This is a genomic window from Paractinoplanes ferrugineus, assembly GCF_016862195.1.
Lineage (GTDB): Bacteria > Actinomycetota > Actinomycetes > Mycobacteriales > Micromonosporaceae > Actinoplanes > Actinoplanes ferrugineus.
Map to the genome: position 1 here is coordinate 20,142 of NZ_BOMM01000045.1, position 20,637 is coordinate 40,778.

Below are 20,637 nucleotides of genomic sequence, written 5' to 3' on the forward strand. Positions count from 1 at the left end.
GCGTCCATGCACATCCCCCGATGTAGGACGTCATAAACTGTGGTTGATGAGACCGAGCTGAGCCTAAGTGAAGGGTTCCCGCCGCTCAACCCCTTAACGGGTAGGGTCAGCCTCGTGGTGGACATTGTGGATGGACCCGAGGTCTCGAATCTGCTCGCCGAGTTGACCACCCTGGTCGGCCGCGACGATCCCTACCCCCGTTACCGCCGGATGCGCGAGATCTCCCCGGTGGTCCGCGCGGACGACAGCGCCCTCGTCGTGACCAGGCACGCGGACTGCGCGGCCGTGACCCGCGACGCCAAGCTGGGCCACCTGCCGGCGCACATGCTGGCGTTCATCGGCCTGCCCGACTGGGCCGACCACCCGGCTCTCTACCAGTTGTTCACCAGCCTGCTCGCGCTCAACCCGCCCGACCACACGCGCCTGCGCCGGCTCGTCAGCTCAGGTTTCACGCCCCGCCGGGTGCAGGCGCTGCGACCGGCGATCGAGCGGATGGTGCACGAGTTGCTCGACCGGGTGGACGGGCCGGCCGACTTCATCTCCGCGTTCGCCTTTCCGTTGCCGTGCAACGTGATCGGCGAACTGCTCGGCGTGCCGGAACCGGATCGTGCCCAGTTCCAGTCGCTGGTGCGGGACTGGTCGCAGGTGCTCGACGTGATCACGCCCGAGGTGATCGCCACCGCCGACCCGGCCGCGGCCAAGATGCGCTCCTATCTGTCGGATCTGGCGGCGGAGCGCCGCAAAGCTCCGCAGGACGACCTGCTCAGCGCCCTGGTCGCGGCCGAGGAGGAGGGCGACCGGCTCACCGAGGACGAGCTGCTCACCATGGCGGCGCTGCTGTTCGCGGCCGGTTTCGAGACCACCACCAACCTGCTCGGCAACGGGCTCGTGGCGCTGCTGGACAACCCCGCTGAGATCCCGGCGTTGCTCGCCGACCCGGGCCGGGCGGTCGAGGAGCTGCTGCGGTTCGACTCGCCGGTGCAACTCCTCGCCCGGGTGGCCTGGGAGCAGACGTCGATCGGCGGGGTGCCGGTCGACGCGGGCGACCGGATCGTCGCCTACCTCGGCGCCGGCAACCGCGACCCGGAACGCTTCACCGATCCGGATCGGCTCGATCTCACCCGGCCGGACAACGGACCGCTGTCGTTCGGCGGCGGAATCCATTACTGCCTCGGTGCGCCGCTGGCGCGGCTCGAGGCCCAGGTGGCTTTTCCGGCGCTGCTGTCCCGCTTTCCCGGCTTGCGCCTCGACGGCGCACCGGTGCGGCGGAACAGCCTGACCATCCGGGGCTACACGTCGCTGCCGGTGGCTTTCGAGAAGTGAGCCACCCAGGGCTCGGTCCATCAGAGCGGGGAAAATCAGCTCCGGAAAATTAGAGCGCCGCTGCGAATTCCACGGGGGAAGAACTCGCAACGGCGCACCGCGAACATTAGACGAACTGGAGGCGGCTGTCTATCCCACGCGCTGCACGACCGAGCCGACCAGTTTCTTCCAGTCGGCGTCGAACTGCGGTGCGGCGCTCGCGTCACTCAGCTGGTAGAGCGCGTACGCGTCGACGAGCACCACGTTGGCCCGCTGCACGATCGTCACGGCGGTGTCGGCCGTGCCCGGGTGTGAGGCTTCGTACTTCTTGTGCCGGATCACCACGAATCCGCTCCAGCCCTGCTCGTTGACCGTCTGCTGCTGCACCGTCTCGGTGTAGGCCGGCTCGTTGCGCTGGTCGTTGCTGACCGCCGCCACCGACTGGTTGGCCGGGCACCCGTCGGCGACCGCCTTGAGCCCGGCCAGGGCCGCGTCGGCGCCCGACTTGTCGCCGTAGACGAGGGCGATCTGCTCGAGCGTCTGCGCCCCCTTCTCCCCCTCGTCGGCCAGCGGTGCGGCGACGACACTGGCGCCCGGCGGCACGGTCGGCGGCGGGGTGGAACCGCCGCAGATGCTGACGAGCTGGTTGGGGTCGGCGCTCTCGTCGGGCGCCCGCCAGGTCGGCCCGACGTCGGTGGCCTGCAGCAGAGCACCACGCATGGTGGTCTCGGAGATCAGTGAGTCGTCGGGCTTCTCACCGTCGTCGGAGCTGCACCCGGCGGCCAACGCGAGGACGCAGGCGGCGGTGATGGCAACTCTCCCGGTCACGAACATCGGGCCATCTTTGCAGAAGATCCGTTCCCCGCCGACCAGCAGTACCCAGGGTGACCTGGTGACCGGCGGACCGTCAGCGGTTAGTTTGACGGGAGGGGTCGATCGGCGAGGAGGCCGCGGTGACCGAGATCGATGGGCTGGCCGCTCGGCTGCGGTCGGCGCTCGGGCCGGAGCTGGTGATCACCGACCGGCAGGAGCTCCGGACGTACGAGTGCGACGGTCTCGCCCACCACAAGGTGGTGCCCGCGGTCGTCGTCCTCCCGCAGAACACCGCCCAGGTCGCGGACGTCGTCCGGGCCTGCGCCGAGGCGGGTGTTCCGTTCGTCGCCCGGGGCTCCGGGACCGGGCTGTCGGGCGGGGCGCTCCCGCACGCCGACGGGGTGCTGATCGTGACCGCGCAGATGCGCGACATCCTCGAGATCTCGGCCGGCGACGAGCGGGCCGTGGTCCAGCCCGGCGTGATCAACCTGCAGCTCACCCGGGCCTCGACGCCGGCCGGCTACTACTACGCGCCCGACCCGTCCAGCCAGCAGATCTGCTCGATCGGCGGCAACGTCGCGGAGAACTCGGGCGGCGCCCATTGCCTGAAGTACGGATTCACCGTCAACCACGTGACCGGGCTGGAGGTCGTCACGCCGGACGGCGCGGTGACCCGGCTCGGCGGGCGTGCTCTCGATCCGCCCGGCTACGACCTGATCGGCGCGTTCGTCGGCTCGGAGGGGACGCTCGGGGTGGCCACCGAGGTGACGGTCAAACTGACCCGGCTGCCCGAGACGGTGCGTACCCTGCTCGCCGCCTTCCCCTCGATCGCCGAAGCCGGCGCCGCGACCAGCGCCATCATCGCGGCCGGGGTGGTGCCGGCGGCGATCGAGATGATGGACGCGCTCGCCATCGAGGCCGCCGAGGCCGCCGTCGCCTGCGGCTATCCGGCCGGCGCCGCGGCGGTGCTGATCGTCGAGCTGGACGGCCCGGGCGCCGAGGTGGCCGCGCAGTTCGACGAGGTCGTGGGCCGGTGCGAGGCGGCCGGCGCGTTCGAGATCCGGATCGCGGCCGACGACGCCGAGCGGGCGCTGTTCTGGCGGGGCCGCAAATCGGCGTTCGCCGCGGTCGGCCGGATCAGTCCCGACTACATCGTGCAGGACGGCGTGATCCCGCGAACCGCGCTGCCCGAGGTGCTGCGCCGCATCGACGAGCTGGCGGCGGCGAACGGCGTCCGCGTCGCCAACGTCTTCCACGCCGGGGACGGCAACCTGCATCCGCTCGTGCTCTTCGACGACACCAACCCGGGCGAGGCGGACCGGGCCGAGACGACCTCGGGCGCGATCATCGACCTGTGCATCGAGTACGGCGGTTCGATCACCGGCGAGCACGGGGTCGGTGCCGACAAGGCGAAATACATGCCGCGGATGTTCGGCCCCGACGACCTCGACACGATGCAACTGCTGCGCTGCGCCTTCGACCCGGCCGGCCTGGCCAACCCGGGCAAGATCTACCCGACGCCCCGGCTCTGCGGTGAGCGCCCCGGCCGGCACCGAGCCGGCGAGACCGCCGACCGGGACGGCGCGGAGGTCTTCTGATGACCGCCATCGACGAACTGACCCGGCCCGCGAACGACGACGACGCGGTGGGCGGGGTGCCGGCGCGCCTGGTCGCCACCCCGCGGAGCACCGCCGAGGCGTCGGCCCTGCTGGCCGCGACGCGAGGCCTGACCGTCGTCGTACGCGGTGCCGGCACCAAGCTCGACTGGGGTCCACCGCCGCGCACGCTCGACCTGATCATCGACACCCGCCACCTGTCCGGCATCGTCGAGCACGCCGCCGGTGACCTGATCACGATCGTCCGGGCCGGTACCCCGCTGGCCGGCATCGACCTGCCCGATCAACTGCTGGCCCTGGACGGCCCGGCCGGGGCCACCGTCGGCGGAACGGTCGCGACCGCGACCAGCGGCCCGCGGCGGCTGCACTACGGCGGGGTGCGCGACCTGCTCATCGGCATCACCGTGGTCCGGGCCGACGGCAAGATCGCGAAGGCGGGCGGCAAGGTCGTGAAGAACGTCGCGGGGTACGACCTGGGCAAGCTCTACACCGGCTCGTACGGGACGCTGGGCCTGATCACGGAGTGCGCCTTCCGCCTGCACCCGCGCCCGCGACACGCCCTGTTCGTCCGGGCCGCGTTCACCCCGGACGCACCCGCCCGGATCCGTGGCGCCGCGGTGGTGCCGGCGGCGGTCGAGATCGACTCGGCCTCCGGCGAACTGGCCGTCCTGCTCGAGGGCACTGCCGACGGCGTACACGAAAGAGCAGTCGCCTTGGAAAAGCTGCTCTCTGGCGACATTTCTGAAATGTCGCCAAGCTGGTGGGGTGTGCCGCCCTGGCCGGCCGGCGGCATCGGCGTGAAGGTCTCGGTGCCGCTCTCCGCCGTGCCGGAACTGGCCGCCGGCCCCGACCCCGTGCGCGGCTCGGCCGGAACCGGCGTGCTCTACGCCGCCGCGGCCGGCCGCACCGAGGTCGAACGCCTCCGGGCCCGCTCCGTCCGGCTCGGCGGCCACGCCGTCGTGCTGACCGCCCCGCCCGACGTACGCGACATCCTGGACATGTGGGGCCCGGTACCGGGCCTGTCGCTGATGCGGCGGGTGAAGGACCAGTTCGACCCGGACCACCGCTTCGCGCCCGGCCGTTTCGTGGGAGGCATCTGATGGTCGACGCCACGTGGGGCACCGGCGAGCCACCCCGCGACGTGCTCGGACCGGTCGCGGGCGGCGGCCCCGCCTTCGACGACGACCACCCGCCCGCGAAGGAACTGATCGCCGACTGCGTGCACTGCGGCTTCTGCCTGCCCACCTGCCCCACCTACGTGCTGTGGGGAGCCGAGGCCGACTCGCCGCGGGGCCGCATCCATCTGATGAACCAGGGCGTCAACGGCGAACCGCTGACCGACTCCATGGTGGAGCATTACGACACCTGCCTAGGCTGCATGTCCTGCGTCACCGCCTGCCCGTCGGGCGTCAAGTACGATCGGCTGATCGAGGACACCCGCGCGCAGGTCGAGCGCCGGCACCCGCGTACACCGAAGGAGAAAGCCCTCCGCGGCGCGATCTTCGCGCTCTTCCCCTACCCACGCCGCCTGCGCCTGCTGCGCGGCCCGCTCCGCGCCTACCAGGCCACCGGCCTGCAGCGACTGATCACCCGCAGCGGCCTGCTGGAACGCCTGGCCCCGACCCTGGCCACACTCGACTCGCTGGCCCCCAGGCTGCGCACCGTGCCGCGGCCGCCGCAGCGGGTGCCGGCCCGCGGCCCCCGGCGGGCGGTCGTCGGGATGCTCACCGGCTGCGTGCAGAGCGCGTTCTTCCCCGACGTGAATTCAGCAACGGTACGCGTGCTGGCCGCCGAAGGTTGCGACGTCCTCATCCCCCCGTCGCAGGGCTGTTGCGGCGCGCTGTCGGTGCACAACGGCCGCAAGGCGGAGGCGCAGCGCTTCGCCCGCAAGCTGATCGACACCTTCGAACAGACCGGCATGGACTATTTCGTGGTCAACGCCGCCGGTTGCGGTTCGTCCCTCAAGGAGTACGACACCCTGCTGGCCGACGACCCCGCGTACGCCTCCCGAGCCGCCGCCTTCACCGCGAAGGTCCGCGACCTCGCCGAACTGCTGCACACCCTGGGCCCGGTCGCCGAACGCCACCCCCTCGACCTGACCGTCGCCTACCACGACGCCTGCCACCTGGCGCACGCCCAGGGCATCCGCACCCAGCCCCGCTCCCTGCTGCGCGACATCCCCGGCCTGACCCTGCGCGAGATCGCCGACCCCGAGCTCTGCTGCGGCTCCGCCGGCATCTGGAACGTCCTCAACCCCGAACCGGCCGCCGAACTGGGCGCCCGAAAAGCCGCGAACGTCTTGTCCACCGGCGCCTCCTTACTGGTCACCGCCAACCCGGGTTGCCTCATGCAGATCGCCGCGGCCGCCCAGCGCCAGGGCGGCCGGATCGCCTTGGCCCACACCGCCCAGGTCCTGGACGCCGCCATCCGCAACCTGGGCCCCGAGGCCTTGCTCAACGCCCGCTGACGACCCCTGGCTCTCCCGACGCCTCCACACCCACCGAAGGCTGAGCCCGATCCGACACGGGGCCGATGATCAGCGCAACTCCCTTGACGGAGGCCCTGCCGGATCACGAATGCCCGACAAAAGAGACGTCACGGCGAAGGACCAACCGAACAGGGCAGGCGGACGCGGGGCCGCACCGGCTGGTGGCGACCCCGCGTTCGGGACGAACAGGGCGGAGGTCAGATCAGGCCGAGGCGCTGGACGGCTTCCTGCTCTTCGCGCAGTTCGGCGACGGAGGCGTCGATGCGGGAGCGGGAGAAGGCGTCGACGTCCAAGCCCTGGACGATCTCGTAGCGGCCGCCGCGGGCGACGACGGGGAAGGAGGAGACCAGGCCTTCGGGTACGCCGTAGGAGCCGTCCGACGCGACGGCGGCGGAGGTCCAGTCGTCGGCGGGGGTGCCGTTGACCCAGTCGTGGATGTGGTCGATGGCGGCGGACGCGGCGGAGGCGGCGGAGGACGCGCCGCGGACGTCGATGATCTCGGCGCCTCGCTTGGCCACCCGGGGGATGAACTCGTCGGCCAGCCAGCTCTGGTCGACGAGGCCGGGCACCGGGCGGCCGCCGGCCTCGGCGTGCGAGACGTCCGGGTACTGGGTGGCCGAGTGGTTGCCCCAGATGGCCAGCTTGCGCAGGTCGGCGACGGGCACGTCGAGTTTGCGGGCCAGCTGGGCCTTGGCCCGGTTGTGGTCGAGCCGGGTCATCGCGGTGAACCGTTCGGCGGGCACGTCGGGGGCGTGGCTGCGGGCGATGAGGGCGTTGGTGTTGGCGGGGTTGCCGACGACCAGCACGCGTACGTCATCGGCGGCACCGGCGTTGATGGCCGCGCCCTGCGGGGCGAAGATGCCGCCGTTGGCCTCCAGCAGGTCGCCGCGCTCCATGCCTTTGCTGCGGGGGCGGGCGCCGACGAGCAGGGCCACGTTGACGCCGTCGAACGCGTGCTTCGCGTCGTCGACCACGTCGACGCCGGTGAGCAGCGGGAACGCGGCGTCGTCGAGCTCCATCGCGGTGCCTTCGGCGGCTCGGACGGCGGCCGGGATCTCCAGCAGGCGCAGCCGCACCGGGGTGTCCGCGCCGAGCAGTTGTCCCGAGGCGATCCGGAAGAGCAGGGCGTAGCCGATCTGGCCGGCCGCGCCGGTCACGGTGACAGTGACTGGCGAGTTCGTCATCACTTCTCCAAGCTCCCGCTCCGACTCCGATGCCGAAGACGCTTTCCTGACCCTAGTCGCTGCCGGGGAGCCCGCCACGTGGACTCCCCGGCAGCCGGTCCGGAGCTACCGGATGGCGAAGGACGGGTGCGGCGGCTGGTTGTAGGCGGTGTTCTGCCAGGCGATCGCCTCGCGGTACTGGACGTCGTGCAGGAGGGTGACGATCCGGCGGTCGGTCGGCGTGGGCGTGCTGTAGATGCGCAGCGCGTTGTTCGCGGACGTCGGCCAGATCACTTCCTCGCGCCAGTCGCCGAGGATGTCGCCGGACAGCGACGGGGTGGATTTGGTGCCGTTGTTGGCGTGGACGTCGGCCGCGGTCAGCAGCCGGGTGTCGGCCGAGGTGCCGTATTTGTCGATGTGGGTGCCGTCGAGCAGTTCCCGGGTCGGGTCGCCGTCCCACCAGATCACGAAGTTGGTGGAGCCGGGCTTGCGACTGGCGACGACCGCGCCGGACGGGCTGCGCACGCCGTCGGCCGCGGACGACCAGGATTCGGCGCCGGGGCTGCCGGCCCAGATGTCGTCCGAGACACCGCGGCCGTTGTCGCCGTTGGCCGGGGTGGACCAGAGGACCTGGCCGGTGCGGGCGTCGGCGAACCAGGACGACGGCTTGCTGCCGTCCTCGTCGACCTTGAACTCTTCCAGGCCGGGACGGGCCGGGTCGAGGTCGCCGACGTGCAAGGCGTCGCCGTGACCGTTTCCGGTGTTCCACAGCCTGGCGCCGGTGTCGTCGATCGCCATCGCGCCGTAGACGATCTCGTCGCGGCCGTCCTGGTCGACGTCGGCCACGGCGAGTTGGTGATTGCCCTGGCCGGCGTAGGCGCTGTTGCCCGAGTTGTTGGAGTCGAACGTCCAGCGCCGGGTCAGTGCGCCGTTGCGGAAGTCCCAGGCGACGATCACGCTGCGGGTGTAGTAGCCGCGCGCCATGATCAGGCTGGGCCGGCTGCCGTCGAGGTAGGCCGTGCCGGCCAGGAAACGATCGACCCGGTTGCCGTACGAGTCACCCCAGCTCGACACGGTGCCGCGGGCCGGTTCGTAGTTGACGGTGGAGACGGCGGCGCCGGTCCGGCCGTCGAACATGGTCAGGTATTCGGGACCGGTGAGGATGTAACCGGCGGAGTTGCGGTAGTCGGCGCTCGCGTTGCCGATGACCCGGCCGGTGCCGTCGACGGTCGCGTCGGCCGTCTTCATGGCGACTTCCGCGTCGCCGTCACCGTCGTAGTCGTACACCTGGAATTGGGTGTAATGCGCGCCGGCCCGGATGTTGCGCCCGAGGTTGATCCGCCAGAGGCGGGTGCCGTCGAGTTTGTAGCCGTCGACGTAGACCGGGTCGGTGACGCCGCTCTGCGAGTTGTCCTTGGAGTTCGTCGGGTCCCATTTCAGGACGATGTCGAGTTTGCCGTCGCCGTCGAGGTCACCGGTGCTGGCGTCGTTGGCGACGTAGAGCGAGCTGTTCGGGTTCTGGATCGGCACGTCGAGGTAGCCGTCGGCGAAGTTGCGCGCCGGCCCGTCGGCGGCCTGTTCGGAACCGTCGAGAACCGGCTTGATCGTGTACGTCTGACCGGCCGCCGCCCCGGAGTCCAGGTAGTTCGTGGAGTTCGTGACGGGGGCGGCGGTGAGTTTGGTGCCGCCGCGGTAGACGTTGAACGCGATGCCGCTCGGGTCGGTGCCGAGCAGCCGCCAGCTGATCAGGTTGCCGCTGCCCGAATGGACGCTGATCAGTCCCCGGTCGAGCCGCTCGACCTGCTTGCCCTTGACCGTGACGGGGCCGCTCGGGGTCGGCGGCGGCGAGGTGGTCGGCGGGATCGTGGGAGACGGCGTGGGCGAGGTGGTCGGTGCGGTGGTCGGCGAGGTCGTGGGAGACGAGGTGGGCGTGGTCGTCCCCCCGGTGCACGCGGTCCCGTTGAGGCTGAACGAGGCCGGCGTCGCGGCCGTCCCGCTGCCGTTGAAGCCGAACGAGGTGGTCGCGCCGGTGCCGAGGGCGGCGTTGTAACCGGCGTCCTTGACCGAGACGTTCGCCCCGGTCTGGGTGACGACGCCGTTCCAGAGCTGGGCGACCGTCTGGCCGCCCGGGAACGCGAACGCCAGGGTCCAGCCGTTGACGGCGTCGCCGAGGTTGGTGAGGTCGACGCTGACGCCGAATCCGTCCTGCCAGGTGTTGGTGACCGTGTACTTCACCGTGCAGCCGGCGGCTGCCTCGGCCCGGGTCGCCGCGACCAGGAGCCCCGCGCCGGCGGTGGCGACGGCGAGGGCGGCGGCGAGCTGCTTCCTTCTGGCCACGTGCGGCCCCTTACATTTACAGTCATGGATTGGGAGCGCTCCCAGACTGAGGCGTGTCCACCGCGTTCGTCAAGCGCTTCGCCCACCACCCACACCCCGAAGGACCGTCCAGATGCATCGACGAAGAACCGCTCTTCTCGCCGCCGCGGCCACTGTCCTCACCGCGGCCGGCCTCGCCACCGCCGGGCGCGCCGACGCGGCGGCCGGCTGCACCGTGAAATACACCGTCTCCAGTTCGTGGCCGGGCGGCTTCGGCGCCGCGGTCGACGTCACCAACCTCGGCGACCCCCTCGACGGCTGGGCCCTGACCTTCACCTTCGGGGCCGGGCAGAGCATCACCCAACTGTGGAACGGCACGGTCAGCCAGTCCGGCGGCGCGGTCACGGTGCGCAACGCCGCCTGGAACCCGGCCCTCGCGAGCGGTGCCACCGCGTCGTTCGGCTTCAACGGCTCGTGGACCGGCAGCAACCCGGTGCCGGCCGCGTTCACCCTCAACGGCGTGGCGTGCACGGGCGCGACCACCATCCCGACGCCCCCGACCCCGCTGTCGCCCGGCCCGACCACAGCCCCGACCACCGGCCCGACCTCGGCGCCGACCTCGGTGCCGCCAAGCACGCCACCGGCCGGCGCGCCCGTCAAGATCATGGCACTCGGTGACTCGATAACCGGTTCGCCCGGCTGCTGGCGAGCGCTGCTCTGGCAGAAACTGCCCGCCGCCCGGGTCGACTTCGTCGGCACGCTGCCCGGTCAGGGCTGCGGCTTCGGCTACGACGGCGAGAACGAGGGGCACGGCGGTTACCTGGTCACCAACGTCGCCGACCAGAACCTGCTCGTCGACTGGCTCGCGGCCACCCACCCCGACGTGGTGCTGATGCACTTCGGCACGAACGACGTCTGGTCGAACCTGTCCACGGAGTCGATCCTCGCCGCGTACACCAAGCTCGTCGCGCAGATGCGCGCCTCGAAGCCGACGATGAAGATCCTGGTCGCGCAGCTCATCCCGATGAAACCGGGCACCTGCGCCGAGTGCGCGGCCCGGGTGGTCGCCCTCGACGCGGCCATCCCGGCATGGGCGGCCGGCCTGAGCACCGCCACCTCGCCGGTCACCGTCGTCGACCAGTGGACCGGCTTCGACACCGCCACCGACACCTACGACGGCGTGCACCCCAACGACGCCGGCAACACCAAGATCGCCAACCGCTGGTATCCCTCGGTCACGGCGGCGATCAACTGACCCACGGTACGGGGCGGGATTTGTCCCGTCCCGTACCTCACAGCGCGGAACTCTTCAGATCACGGTCGCGCGCGCCGATCTCCACCTCGTCCCGGTCGGACTGGAGATCCCCTTGATGCCCGCAGCAGTACGTCCCATCAGCGCCGCCTCGCGGCCGAGCCGTGCGTGGCTGTGGTTCCTGATCGCCGGGACCGTGGTCGCGGTGGCCTACATCCTGCTCCCCGACAACCAGCTCACCAACTGGATCTTCCCGGCGGTCAACACCAGCGGCGCCGTCGCCGCGATCATCGGCGTGCGCCGCAACCGGCCCCGCAACCGGTCGGCCTGGTGGATGCTCGCCGTCGCGCTGTCGCTCTCGGCCGCCGGCGACATCATCTTCGCCGGGTACGACCTGTTCCACGCGGCTCCGCCGTTCCCGTCGATCGCCGACGTCCTCTACATCGCGGCGCACCTGCTCGCCGCGGCCTCGGTGGTGCGGCTCAGCCATCACGCCGGGCGGGACAGCATGCTCGAGGCGGGCGTGCTGACGGTGCCGCTCGCCCTGCAGTACTGGATCCACATCATCAGCCCGACGCTGCGCGATCAGGACGGCGCGAACGGTCTCGCCGTGCTCGTCGCCGTCGTGACCCCGGTCGGCACCCTGATCGTGCTGTTCGGCGCGTTGCGCGCCGGCCTGTCCATGGAGATGCGCAAGTGGCCCGCCCGGCTGCTGGTGGCCGGCATGGTGGCCTGGTTCATCCCGGACGCCTACTACGCGGCGGCCAGCCTGAACGGCACCTACAACGCCGGCGGCTGGATGGATCTGGGCTGGATGCTGATGCCGCTGCTGCTCGGCGCGGCCGCCCTGCACCCGCAGATGCCGCAGCTCAACGTCCCGCTGCACGTCTCCACGAACATTCTCAGCGTGCGCCGCTACCTCGTGGTGATCGCGGGCGTGCTGACCGTCGACGCCTACGCCGCCGTCACCACGCACGGCCCGGACCGCCTGGTCGCGCTGGCCGTGCTGGTCTCCGGGCTGCTGGCGGCGGTCCGCATCCGCCGCCCGCTCCGCGACATGGGCCAGCGCGCCACCCGCGACGGCCTCACCGGCCTGCCCAACCGCACCGAGCTGATCCGCCGGCTCACCTTCGCCCTCGCCGAGTTGCCGGCCGACGGGAGCAACAAGGTCGCCCTGCTGTTCTGCGACCTCGACCGGTTCAAGGACGTCAACGACAGCCTCGGCCACGAGGCGGGCGACCGGATGCTGGTGACGATCGCCCAGCGCATCGTCGACTCGGTGCGCGACGACCGCGACGTGGTGGCCCGCCTGGGCGGCGACGAGTTCGTGATCCTCATGCCGGACGCCACCGACGAGGCCACCGACCTGGTCGCCGAGCGCCTGGTCACCACGTTCACCGAGCCGATCATGATCGACGGCACCGAGGTCTTCCCGTCGGTGTCGGTCGGCGTGCGTACCACCGACGACTACCGCGCCGAGCCGGCCGCGCTGCTGCGCGAGGCGGACGCCGCGATGTACCGGGCGAAGAGCGGTGGCCGCGGCCGGGCCGAACGGTTCGACGACCAGTACGCGGCGGAGGCGAGCGCCCGGCTGCGACTGGACGCCGAGCTGCGGCACGCCCTCGCCAACGACGAGCTGATCTGCGTCTACCACCCGGAGATCGACCTGGCCACCGGCGGCCTCTACGCCCTGGAGGCCCTGGTCCGCTGGCAGCACCCGTCGCGCGGGATGCTCTCGCCGGACGACTTCGTGCCGCACGCCGAGACGGTCGGCCTGATCGGCATCCTGTTCGAGCAGGTTCTCGATCAGGTGCTGACCGCGCAGGACAAGTGGCTCGACGAGTTCGGCTGGCGCCCCACGGTCGCGGTCAACGTCTCCCCCCGCCAGCTGACCAACGCCCGTCTCGTCCAGGTGGTGCTGACCGCTCTGGAGGCGCACGACGCCCCGGCCTCGGCCCTCATCCTGGAGGTGACCGAGACCGCCCTGGTCGACGACTCGGTGATGACCGGCACCCTGGCCGAGCTGCGCCGGCACGGCGTGGCCGTCGCGGTCGACGACTTCGGCACCGGCTATTCGTCGGTGTCCCGCCTGGCCGACCGGCACTGGGACGCCTTGAAGATCGACCGCAGCTTCGTCGCCGGCATCAACGAGGACGTCGCCCGGGAGGGTGTCGTGCACGCGATGATCGCCCTGGCCCACGCCCTGCACCTGCGGGCGATCGCCGAGGGTGTCGAGGACGAGCCGACCCTGACGAAGCTGCGCGAGCTGGGCTGCGATGCCGCCCAGGGCTACCTCTTCACCCGGCCGGTGGACGCCGCCGAGATCAGCAAGATGATCATCAGGTGCCCGGAGTGGAACGCGGCCCCGGTCATCACCGCCGCCTGACCCCGTCCAGCAGGACCGCCAGGTAACGCCGGGCGGTAGCGGCGCGGTCGGCGGTGGGGTGCACGCTCGCCGCGAAGATGACCCCGCACATGAGCGGGACGAGGTCCTCCCGGGCCACGCCCGGGTCGACCGCACCGGCCGCGCGCGCCCGGTCGAACAACTCGCCGTAGCGGGCGGCCAGCCGCTCCTTGAGCTCGGCGGTGCGGGGCAGAGCGCTTCGCGGGGCCGCGAAGACCGGCTGCAGCGAGGCATCCCGGGCCTGCGCGTCGACCCCGGCGAACAGGAAGTCCCGCAGCGCCGCCCAGGATTCGTCGCGGTCCGGCGCCGACTCGGGCAGGGCGCTCTCGGCGTGCTCGATCAGTGCCTCGATCCCGGGCCCGGCGATCGTCTCGACGAGCGCCTCCGGCGTCGGGAAGTGCCGGTAGACGGTGGCCACGCCCACCGACGCCGCCCGCGCGACGTCGTTGAGCTGGATCGGCGCGCCCTCGTCGACGAGTCCGCGGCCCACCTCGAGGATGCGGTGCCAGTTGCGGGCGGCGTCCTTGCGCAGCGGAACCGTGGTCATGGTCACCAGGATAACCGGATGGGCTATCCGATTCGGTACGCTCAAAGCGGATAGTCCATCCGCTTGACGGGAGATGCCATGACCGCCGAACGCACATACACCCTTACCGAGACGCCATCCCGCGACCTGGTGCTGGTCTTCCACGGCTCGCGGCAGAACGGTCGCAAGCACCGCGAGTTCACCGGCCGGATGTTCGACTCGCTGCCGGCCCGGGTCGCCTACCTGGACGGCTACCGGGGCAACTGGAACGACGCGCGTACGGCCAGCGCCTTCCCGGCCCGCCGCGACAACATCGACGACGTCGGCTTCGTGCGCACGGTCGTTGACAAGCTCCAGCCGGAACGGGTCTTCGCGGTCGGCTACTCCAACGGCGGGCAGATGGTGATGCGCCTGGCCCACGAGGCGCCCACCCTCCTCGCCGGGGCGGTGGTGATCGCCGCGACCATGCCCGCCCCGGAGAACTTCCTGCTGGCCGGCGCCGCCCGGCCGACCCTGCCGACGCTGCTGATCCACGGCACCGAAGATCCGATCAACGCGTACGCCGGTGGCGAGTACAGCTGGTGGGCGCGGGCCCTGTTCAAGGTCGGCGGCCGCAATCTGTCGGCGCCCGAGACCGCGGCCTATTTCGGGAGCACCGCCACGCCGACCTCCACGATGCTGACCGAGCGGGTGGAGCGCAGCGACTACGGCCGGGCCGTGCTCTACACGATCCACGGCGGCGGGCACACCATTCCGGGACCCCGCAAGCAACCGGCGATCCTGGGCCGCACCAGCCACGAGGTGGACACGGCCACCCTGATGACCGAGTTCTTCGAGCTCAGCCCAGCTCGGTGAGCTCGACCGTGGCGGCCAGGTCGGCGACCACCTCACGGAGCGCGGCGGGCACCCGGCCGGGGTGCCACGCCAGCACCGTCTCGGCGTGCTCGCCGGCGAGCGGCACGAACGCCACACCGGAGCGCCGGATGCTGCGGGCCGACCGGGCCAGCCGGGTCACCCCGACCCCGGCGGCGACCAGTCCGAGCAGGTTGGGCACGCCGGCCGCCCGGTGCACCACCCGGGGCTCGAAACCGGCGGCGGCGAAGTCGCGGTCGTACTTCTCGTGCCACGGCGGCCACGACTCCCGCGGGCTCAGCACCCAGTCCTCACCGGCCAACTCGGCCAGCCGCAGCGAGTCCCGGCCGGCCAGGCGGTGCCCGGCCGGGAGCACCGCGCACACCGGCTCGTCGGCGATCGTCGTGGTGACCAGGTCGGCAACCAGCGGCGGCCGGGTGAACGCCGCGTCGAGGCGGCCGTCGCGCAGCCCGGCGACGAGGTCGGCGACGGCCAGGTCGTGGGTGGTGACGGTGACCTGCGGCAGCCGCGCACGGACCGCCCGCACGATCGCGGGCAGCATGTAGTTCGCGGTCGACGAGAGAAACCCCAGTTCGAGGTGGGAGTGCCCGGCCCGGCGGACCGCCGCGACGGCCGCCTCGGCCCGGTCAAGCAGGTCCCGTGCCGACGGCAGGAACGCCGCCCCGGCCGGGGTGAGCCGGGTGCCGCGGGTGTCCCGGTCGAACAGCCGCACCCCGAGCTGCCGTTCCAGCGCACCGATCTGCTGCGACAGCGACTGCTGGGCGAGGTGCAGGTCGCGGGCGGCGCGGGTGAAGCTGAGCTGCTCCGCGACGGCCACGAAGTAACGCACCTGGCGCAGCTCGATGGTCACAGCCTCAGACTGTAACCGCCACCGGGAGCCTGTGTTGGCCTCGGACGTCCGCGTCTCGGCAGGCTGGACCCCATGAGAAATTGGCTGATCACCGGTTGTTCCTCGGGATTCGGGCGCGAGCTGGCCCTGGCCGCGATGGCGGCCGGGGACCTGGTGATGGCCACCGCCCGCGATCCGCGCGAGCTCGGCTTCGCGACGAGCGCGGCGGCCCTCGACGTCACCGACGAACATCAGGTGGACGCGGTGGTGGCGCGAACGGTGGCGGAGTTGGGCCGGATCGACGTCGTGGTCAACAACGCCGGCCACGGCAGCGTGGGCGCCGTCGAGGAGCTGACGACGGGCGAGCTTCGGGCCCTGTTCGACGTGATGTTCTTCGGTGCGGTGGCGGTGACCAAGGCGGCCCTGCCCCACCTGCGCGCCCAGGGCGGCGGCACGATCGTGCAGATGAGCTCGATGGGCGGGCAGTTGAGCAGGCCCGGCTTCGGGGCCTACTGCGCCGCGAAGTTCGCCCTGGAGGGGATGTCGGAGGCGCTGGCGGCCGAGGTCGCGCCGTTCGGCGTACGCGTCGTGATCGTGGAGCCGGGGGCCTTCCGCACCGAGTTCGGCGGCAACCGCATGCACCGCTCCCGGGTGATCGACGCCTACACCGCGTCGGTCGGGCCGACCCGCGCGGCGGTCGACGCGATGGACGGCAGCCAGCCGGGCGATCCACGCAAGGCGGCCCGAGCCATCCTGGCGGCGCTGGAGCACCCGGAGCCGCCGCTGCGGCTGGCGCTGGGCAACGACGCGGTCGACGCCATCGCCGCCCATCACGAGTTGCTCCGCGCCGACCTGACCCGCTGGGAGAAGGTCAGCCGCTCGACCGATCTGGACTGAAGCGGCGCACCATGACCTCGCCGGGTCGGTCGTCCCCCGACGACCGGCCCGGCGAGGAAGGGGCTTTCAGTGGGTCAGTTCGGGTTCGGCCGGCGACAACGGCGCCTTCTCCGGCTGCGGCTCGTCCGGGACGTGCCGCAGCTTGCTGGGCCACCACATGTGCCGGCCGATGTCCAGGTTGAGCGCGGTGACCAGCACCGACCGCACGATGAGCGTGTCGAGCAGCACGCCGAACGCGACCGCGAAGCCGATCTCGGCGAACGCCACCAGCGGCAGACTGCCGAGCGCGGCGAACGTACCGGCGAGCACGATGCCGGCCGAGGTGATCACCCCGCCGGTGGCACCGAGGCCGATGAGCGCCCCGCGCCGGGTGCCGTGGGTTTGCGTCTCCTCGCGCACCCGGGTCATCAGGAAGATGTTGTAGTCGATGCCGAGCGCGACCAGGAAGACGAAGACGAACAGCGGGAACGACGTGTCCTCGCCGCCCCAGCCGAACACGTGCCGGAACACCAGGGCGCTCACCCCGAGCGCCGCCGCGAACGACAGCACCACGGTGAGCATGAGGATCAGCGGCGCCACGATCGCCCGCAGCAGCAGGGCCAGGATGATCAGCACCACCAGCAGCACGAGCGGGATGATCAGCCGGTTGTCGTGCCGGTTGGCCGTGTTGATGTCGACCACCATCGCGGTCGCGCCACCGACCTTGGCCTCGGCGCCCGGCACCGCGTGCACGGCGTCGCGCACCCGGTCGACGGTGGCCTGCGCGGCGGTGCTGTCCGGAGCGTCGGTGAGCGTGCCGTCGAGTTGCACCAGCCCGTTCTTGGCGACCGGATCGGCCACCGAGCTGATGCCCTCGACCCCGGCGAGCGCCTGCCTCACCTGATCGGCCTGACCGGCGTCGGCGATCACCGTGACCGGTTGTCCGCCGCCGGCCGGGAAGTGCCGGGCGAGGGCTTCCTCGCCGACGACCGACGGCTGCTTGGTGATGAAGCTGTCGGCCGTGGACAGCCCGTCGGCCCGCAGCTGGAACAACCCGAGCGCCATCACCCCGAGCGCGACGGCGGTGCCGATCCACACCATGCGCGGCCGCTTGGCGATCCGGCCGCCGAGGCGGGCCCAGAATCCGGTGGCGGTCGGCTCCTCGGTGCCGAACTTCGGCTTCGCCGGCCAGAACAGCCACCGCCCGCAGATCACCAGCACCGCCGGGAGCAGCGTGACCATGGCGGCCAGGCCGACCACGATGCCGAGCGCCGCGACCGGGCCGAGGCCCTTCGTCGAGTTGAGGTCGGCGAGCGTGAGGATCGACATGCCGACCGCGACGGTGGCGGCGCTCGCGATGATCGCCGGGCCGGCCCGGTGCAGCGCCAGGGCCATCGCCTCGTGCCGATCGTCGTGCTTGCGCAACTCCTCGCGATAGCGCGCGACGAGCAGCAGCGCGTAGTCGGTGCCGGCGCCGAACACGAGCACCGTCAGGATGCCGGCGCTCTGCGCGTTGACCACCAGGCCCGCGTGCTCGGCCAGCAGGTAGATCGCGGCCTGCGCGCCGACCAGCGCGACGCCCGCGGTCAGGATCGGGAAGAGCCAGAGGACCGGGCTCCGGTACGTGATGAGCAGGATGATCGCCACCACGATCAGGGTCGTGTAGAGCAGTGTCCCGTCGATGCCCTCGAACGCCCCGGCCGAGTCGGCCGCGTTGCCGGCCGGGCCGGTCAGATGGATCGCGAGGCCCCCGTCACCGGGTCCGGTGATGCCCTTCAGCCCGTCGACGACCGTGGTGATCTTGTCCCAGCCGTCCGCACCGATCCTCACCGGCACGATCGTCGACAGGGCCGCCTTGTCCTCGGCCGGGATCGGCCCGGTGATCTGGCCGCTGATGCCCGGCACCTTGGCGAAGGCCGCCGCGTCGGCGGCCGCCTTGGCCTGGTCGGCGGCGGTGATGCCGGCGGTGCGCTCGTAGACGATGATGGCCGGCACGATGTCGTCCGGCGAGAATTGCTTCTGCAGGTCGGCGACCTGGGTCGCCTCGGCCCCGCTCGGCAGCCAGGCGGAGTTGTCATTCTTCTCGACGCCGGACAGCTTGCCGGCGAGCGGCCCCGCGAACGCCACCACGACGATCCACAGCGCAAGGACGATCCATTTGGACCACCGCCCGCAGATCAGCCGCGCTATTCCACCTGTCGACATCTCGTTTCCCCCCGGAGACCTGGTCTGACGGGTGGAACGGTAGGGCAACGACGGCTCCCGGCCCAACCCTGATATCCGACAGCTCAGGGTTTTCTCAGGGTCCACATTGCAGCGCTGTTTCCGGACAGCGATCGGTTGCGACTTTCGGCATAATCGAACCCGTGACCAATTGGGAGTATGCGCGTCTGGAGTACCGAGCGGCCGGCACGCTCGGCACGGACCGCTTCATGGACTGGACCGCCACCTTCCACCACCCGGGCGGGGTGCTGCGCTGGGGCACCGATGAGCGCTTCGACGACCTGCGGCACCTCAACCGGGCGGGCGCGGCCGGCTGGCAGGCCTACGATCGGGCCGCCATCCACGTGCACAACGAGCCGCACCGGCTGTCGAGCGTCACGTACGCGATGCGGCGCCCGGTCCCGTAGCCTCGCCGTGTGGCGAAAGAAACCGGCCGGAAGCTGATCGCGTCGAACAAGAAGGCGCGGCACGACTACGCGATCCTCAAGACCTACGAAGCGGGTCTCGTGCTGGCCGGCACCGAGGTCAAGTCGCTGCGTGAGGGCCGCGCCTCACTGGTCGACGCGTTCGCCCAGGAGCACGAGGGCGAGATCATGCTGTACGGCCTGCACATCGCGGAGTACGGCTACGGCAGCTGGACCAATCACGTCCCCCGCCGCACCCGTAAGTTGCTCCTGCATCGGGTGGAGATCGCCAAGATCCTGAGCCAGTTGCGCGACGGCAACGGCCTGACCCTGGTGCCGTTGTCCATGTACTTCAGCAACGGCTGGGCGAAGGTCGAGCTGGGCATGGCGCGCGGTCTCAAGTCGTACGACAAGCGGCAGGTCCTGGCCGAGCGCGACGCCCAGAAGGAGATCGCCCGGGAGATGGGCCGGCGCCTCAAGGGGCGCGGGTAATCTGAGACCGTGATCTTCGGTCTTGACACTTTCGGCGATGTGACCACCGGCCCCGACGGCAAGCGCCTGCCCTACGCCCAGGTGATCCGCAACGTGATCGACCAGGCGGTGCTGGCCGAACGCGTCGGCGTCGACGCGTTCAGCGTGGGCGAGCACCACCGCGACGACTTCGCCGTGTCGTCCCCCGAGATCGTGCTGGCCGCGATCGCCGCCCGCACCTCACGCCTCACCCTGGGCACGGCGGTGACGGTGCTGAGCTCCGATGACCCGGTCCGCGTCTTCGAACGCTTCGCCACCCTGGACGCCGTCTCCGGCGGCCGCGCCGAGATCACCCTGGGCCGAGGCTCGTTCACCGAGTCTTTCCCCCTCTTCGGGTACGAGCTGACCGACTACGACCGCCTGTTCGAGGAGAAGGTCGAGTTGATGGCGGAGGTCCTGGCGGAGGGCCCGGTGACCTGGTCCGGAACGGTCCGGGCGGCGCTGAAGGAGCAGCAGGTCTACCCGAAGACGGAGCGGGGCCGCATCCCGACCTGGATCGGCGTGGGCGGCAGCCCGGAGTCGGTGATCCGGGCGGCGTCCTACGGCTTCCCGTTGACCCTGGCCATCATCGGCGGTGCCCCCGCCCGCTTCGCGCCGTACGTCGATCTCTATCACCGCGCCCTGAAAGAGCTGGGCAAGCCCGAGGACCTCCCGGTGGCCGTGCACTGCCCCGGTTTCGTCGCCGAGACCGACGAGGCGGCCGCCGAACTGCTGTGGCCGCACGTCCGCACGATGATGAACCGCATCGGCCGCGAGCGGGGCTGGCCCCCGTTGACCCGCGACCGTTTCGAGGCCGACATCCACGAGGGCGCCTGGCACGCGGGTTCACCGGAGACGGTCGCCCAGAAGATCGCCGACACCGTCAAGGCGCTGGGGATTCAGCGTTTCGACCTGAAGTACTCCGCCGGCACCCTGCCCCACGAGGCGATGATGACCGCCATCGAGCTGTACGGCACCGTCGTCATCCCCCGCGTGCGGGAACTGCTGGCCTGAGCGTCACCGCGCCCGGCTCCGGCGTCGC

The 20,637-nt window shown here is 71.3% G+C and carries 17 protein-coding genes; 11 read left to right on the forward strand and 6 right to left on the reverse strand.

Annotation, left to right across the window (positions count from 1 at the left end):
* The first annotated feature begins 114 nt into the window (after positions 1-114).
* Positions 115-1,323, forward strand: a complete 1,209-nt coding sequence (locus Afe05nite_RS23880; RefSeq protein ID WP_203819412.1) for a cytochrome P450 — start codon at positions 115-117, stop codon at positions 1,321-1,323.
* A gap of 129 nt (positions 1,324-1,452) precedes the next feature.
* Here the strand turns inward: Afe05nite_RS23880 and Afe05nite_RS23885 are convergent, their stop codons facing one another.
* Positions 1,453-2,136: a hypothetical protein gene (locus Afe05nite_RS23885; protein ID WP_203819413.1), complete on the reverse strand. Its 684-nt coding sequence runs from the start codon at positions 2,134-2,136 to the stop codon at positions 1,453-1,455.
* Positions 2,137-2,255: 119 nt separating this feature from the next.
* Between Afe05nite_RS23885 and Afe05nite_RS23890 the strand changes: the two genes are divergently transcribed.
* From Afe05nite_RS23890 to Afe05nite_RS23900, 3 genes are read left to right on the forward strand one after another with little or no spacing between them, the layout of a single operon-like run.
* Positions 2,256-3,713, forward strand: coding sequence for an FAD-linked oxidase C-terminal domain-containing protein (locus Afe05nite_RS23890; protein WP_203819414.1), 1,458 nt, complete (start codon positions 2,256-2,258; stop codon positions 3,711-3,713).
* Positions 3,713-4,831: an FAD-binding oxidoreductase gene (locus tag Afe05nite_RS23895; RefSeq protein WP_203819415.1), complete on the forward strand. Its 1,119-nt coding sequence runs from the start codon at positions 3,713-3,715 to the stop codon at positions 4,829-4,831. Before Afe05nite_RS23890 ends, Afe05nite_RS23895 begins: the two co-directional genes overlap by 1 nt.
* Complete coding sequence (locus Afe05nite_RS23900) at positions 4,831-6,198, forward strand: (Fe-S)-binding protein (RefSeq protein WP_203819416.1); 1,368 nt, start codon at positions 4,831-4,833, stop codon at positions 6,196-6,198. Before Afe05nite_RS23895 ends, Afe05nite_RS23900 begins: the two co-directional genes overlap by 1 nt.
* Before the next feature lie 218 nt (positions 6,199-6,416).
* Here the strand turns inward: Afe05nite_RS23900 and Afe05nite_RS23905 are convergent, their stop codons facing one another.
* Both Afe05nite_RS23905 and Afe05nite_RS23910 read right to left on the reverse strand, forming a co-directional pair.
* A complete protein-coding gene (locus Afe05nite_RS23905) occupies positions 6,417-7,403 on the reverse strand; it encodes a malate dehydrogenase (RefSeq protein ID WP_203819417.1) in 987 nt (328 codons plus the stop codon).
* 105 nt (positions 7,404-7,508) lie between these two features.
* Positions 7,509-9,719, reverse strand: coding sequence for a rhamnogalacturonan lyase family protein (locus Afe05nite_RS23910; RefSeq protein WP_203819418.1), 2,211 nt, complete (start codon positions 9,717-9,719; stop codon positions 7,509-7,511).
* Positions 9,720-9,831: 112 nt separating this feature from the next.
* On the opposite strand from Afe05nite_RS23910, the gene Afe05nite_RS23915 reads away from it, so the two are divergent.
* Together Afe05nite_RS23915 and Afe05nite_RS23920 are read left to right on the forward strand one after the other, a co-directional pair.
* Positions 9,832-10,953: a cellulose binding domain-containing protein gene (locus Afe05nite_RS23915; protein WP_203819419.1), complete on the forward strand. Its 1,122-nt coding sequence runs from the start codon at positions 9,832-9,834 to the stop codon at positions 10,951-10,953.
* A 115-nt stretch (positions 10,954-11,068) separates the two neighbouring features.
* Positions 11,069-13,336, forward strand: coding sequence for a putative bifunctional diguanylate cyclase/phosphodiesterase (locus tag Afe05nite_RS23920; protein ID WP_203819420.1), 2,268 nt, complete (start codon positions 11,069-11,071; stop codon positions 13,334-13,336).
* On the opposite strand, the gene Afe05nite_RS23925 is transcribed toward Afe05nite_RS23920, so the two are convergent.
* On the reverse strand, positions 13,323-13,901 hold the full coding sequence (locus Afe05nite_RS23925) for a TetR/AcrR family transcriptional regulator (protein WP_203819421.1): 579 nt from the start codon (positions 13,899-13,901) through the stop codon (positions 13,323-13,325). The genes Afe05nite_RS23920 and Afe05nite_RS23925 overlap by 14 nt on opposite strands.
* Before the next feature lie 78 nt (positions 13,902-13,979).
* On the opposite strand from Afe05nite_RS23925, the gene Afe05nite_RS23930 reads away from it, so the two are divergent.
* A complete protein-coding gene (locus tag Afe05nite_RS23930) occupies positions 13,980-14,735 on the forward strand; it encodes a CE1 family esterase (protein ID WP_203819422.1) in 756 nt (251 codons plus the stop codon).
* Here Afe05nite_RS23930 and Afe05nite_RS23935 read toward each other — a convergent pair.
* On the reverse strand, positions 14,719-15,603 hold the full coding sequence (locus Afe05nite_RS23935) for a LysR family transcriptional regulator (RefSeq protein ID WP_203819423.1): 885 nt from the start codon (positions 15,601-15,603) through the stop codon (positions 14,719-14,721). The genes Afe05nite_RS23930 and Afe05nite_RS23935 overlap by 17 nt on opposite strands.
* Positions 15,604-15,675: 72 nt before the next feature.
* Between Afe05nite_RS23935 and Afe05nite_RS23940 the strand changes: the two genes are divergently transcribed.
* Complete coding sequence (locus Afe05nite_RS23940; RefSeq protein ID WP_203819424.1) at positions 15,676-16,479, forward strand: oxidoreductase; 804 nt, start codon at positions 15,676-15,678, stop codon at positions 16,477-16,479.
* A 66-nt stretch (positions 16,480-16,545) separates the two neighbouring features.
* Here the strand turns inward: Afe05nite_RS23940 and Afe05nite_RS23945 are convergent, their stop codons facing one another.
* Entirely contained in the window at positions 16,546-18,663 is a 2,118-nt protein-coding gene (locus Afe05nite_RS23945; protein WP_203819425.1) for an MMPL family transporter, read from the reverse strand.
* Between the two features lie 161 nt (positions 18,664-18,824).
* Here Afe05nite_RS23945 and Afe05nite_RS23950 point away from each other — a divergent pair, with 161 nt between their 5' ends.
* Genes Afe05nite_RS23950 through Afe05nite_RS23960 form a run of 3 tightly spaced genes read left to right on the forward strand, consistent with a single transcriptional unit; the run spans position 18,825 to position 20,609 of the window.
* The gene (locus Afe05nite_RS23950; RefSeq protein WP_203819426.1) at positions 18,825-19,088 is read left to right on the forward strand and encodes a hypothetical protein; all 264 of its coding nucleotides are present in this window, start codon (positions 18,825-18,827) and stop codon (positions 19,086-19,088) included.
* A gap of 9 nt (positions 19,089-19,097) precedes the next feature.
* A complete protein-coding gene (smpB, locus tag Afe05nite_RS23955; RefSeq protein ID WP_203819427.1) occupies positions 19,098-19,577 on the forward strand; it encodes an SsrA-binding protein SmpB in 480 nt (159 codons plus the stop codon).
* A gap of 9 nt (positions 19,578-19,586) precedes the next feature.
* A complete protein-coding gene (locus tag Afe05nite_RS23960; RefSeq protein WP_203819428.1) occupies positions 19,587-20,609 on the forward strand; it encodes an LLM class flavin-dependent oxidoreductase in 1,023 nt (340 codons plus the stop codon).
* Positions 20,610-20,637 lie beyond the last annotated feature (28 nt).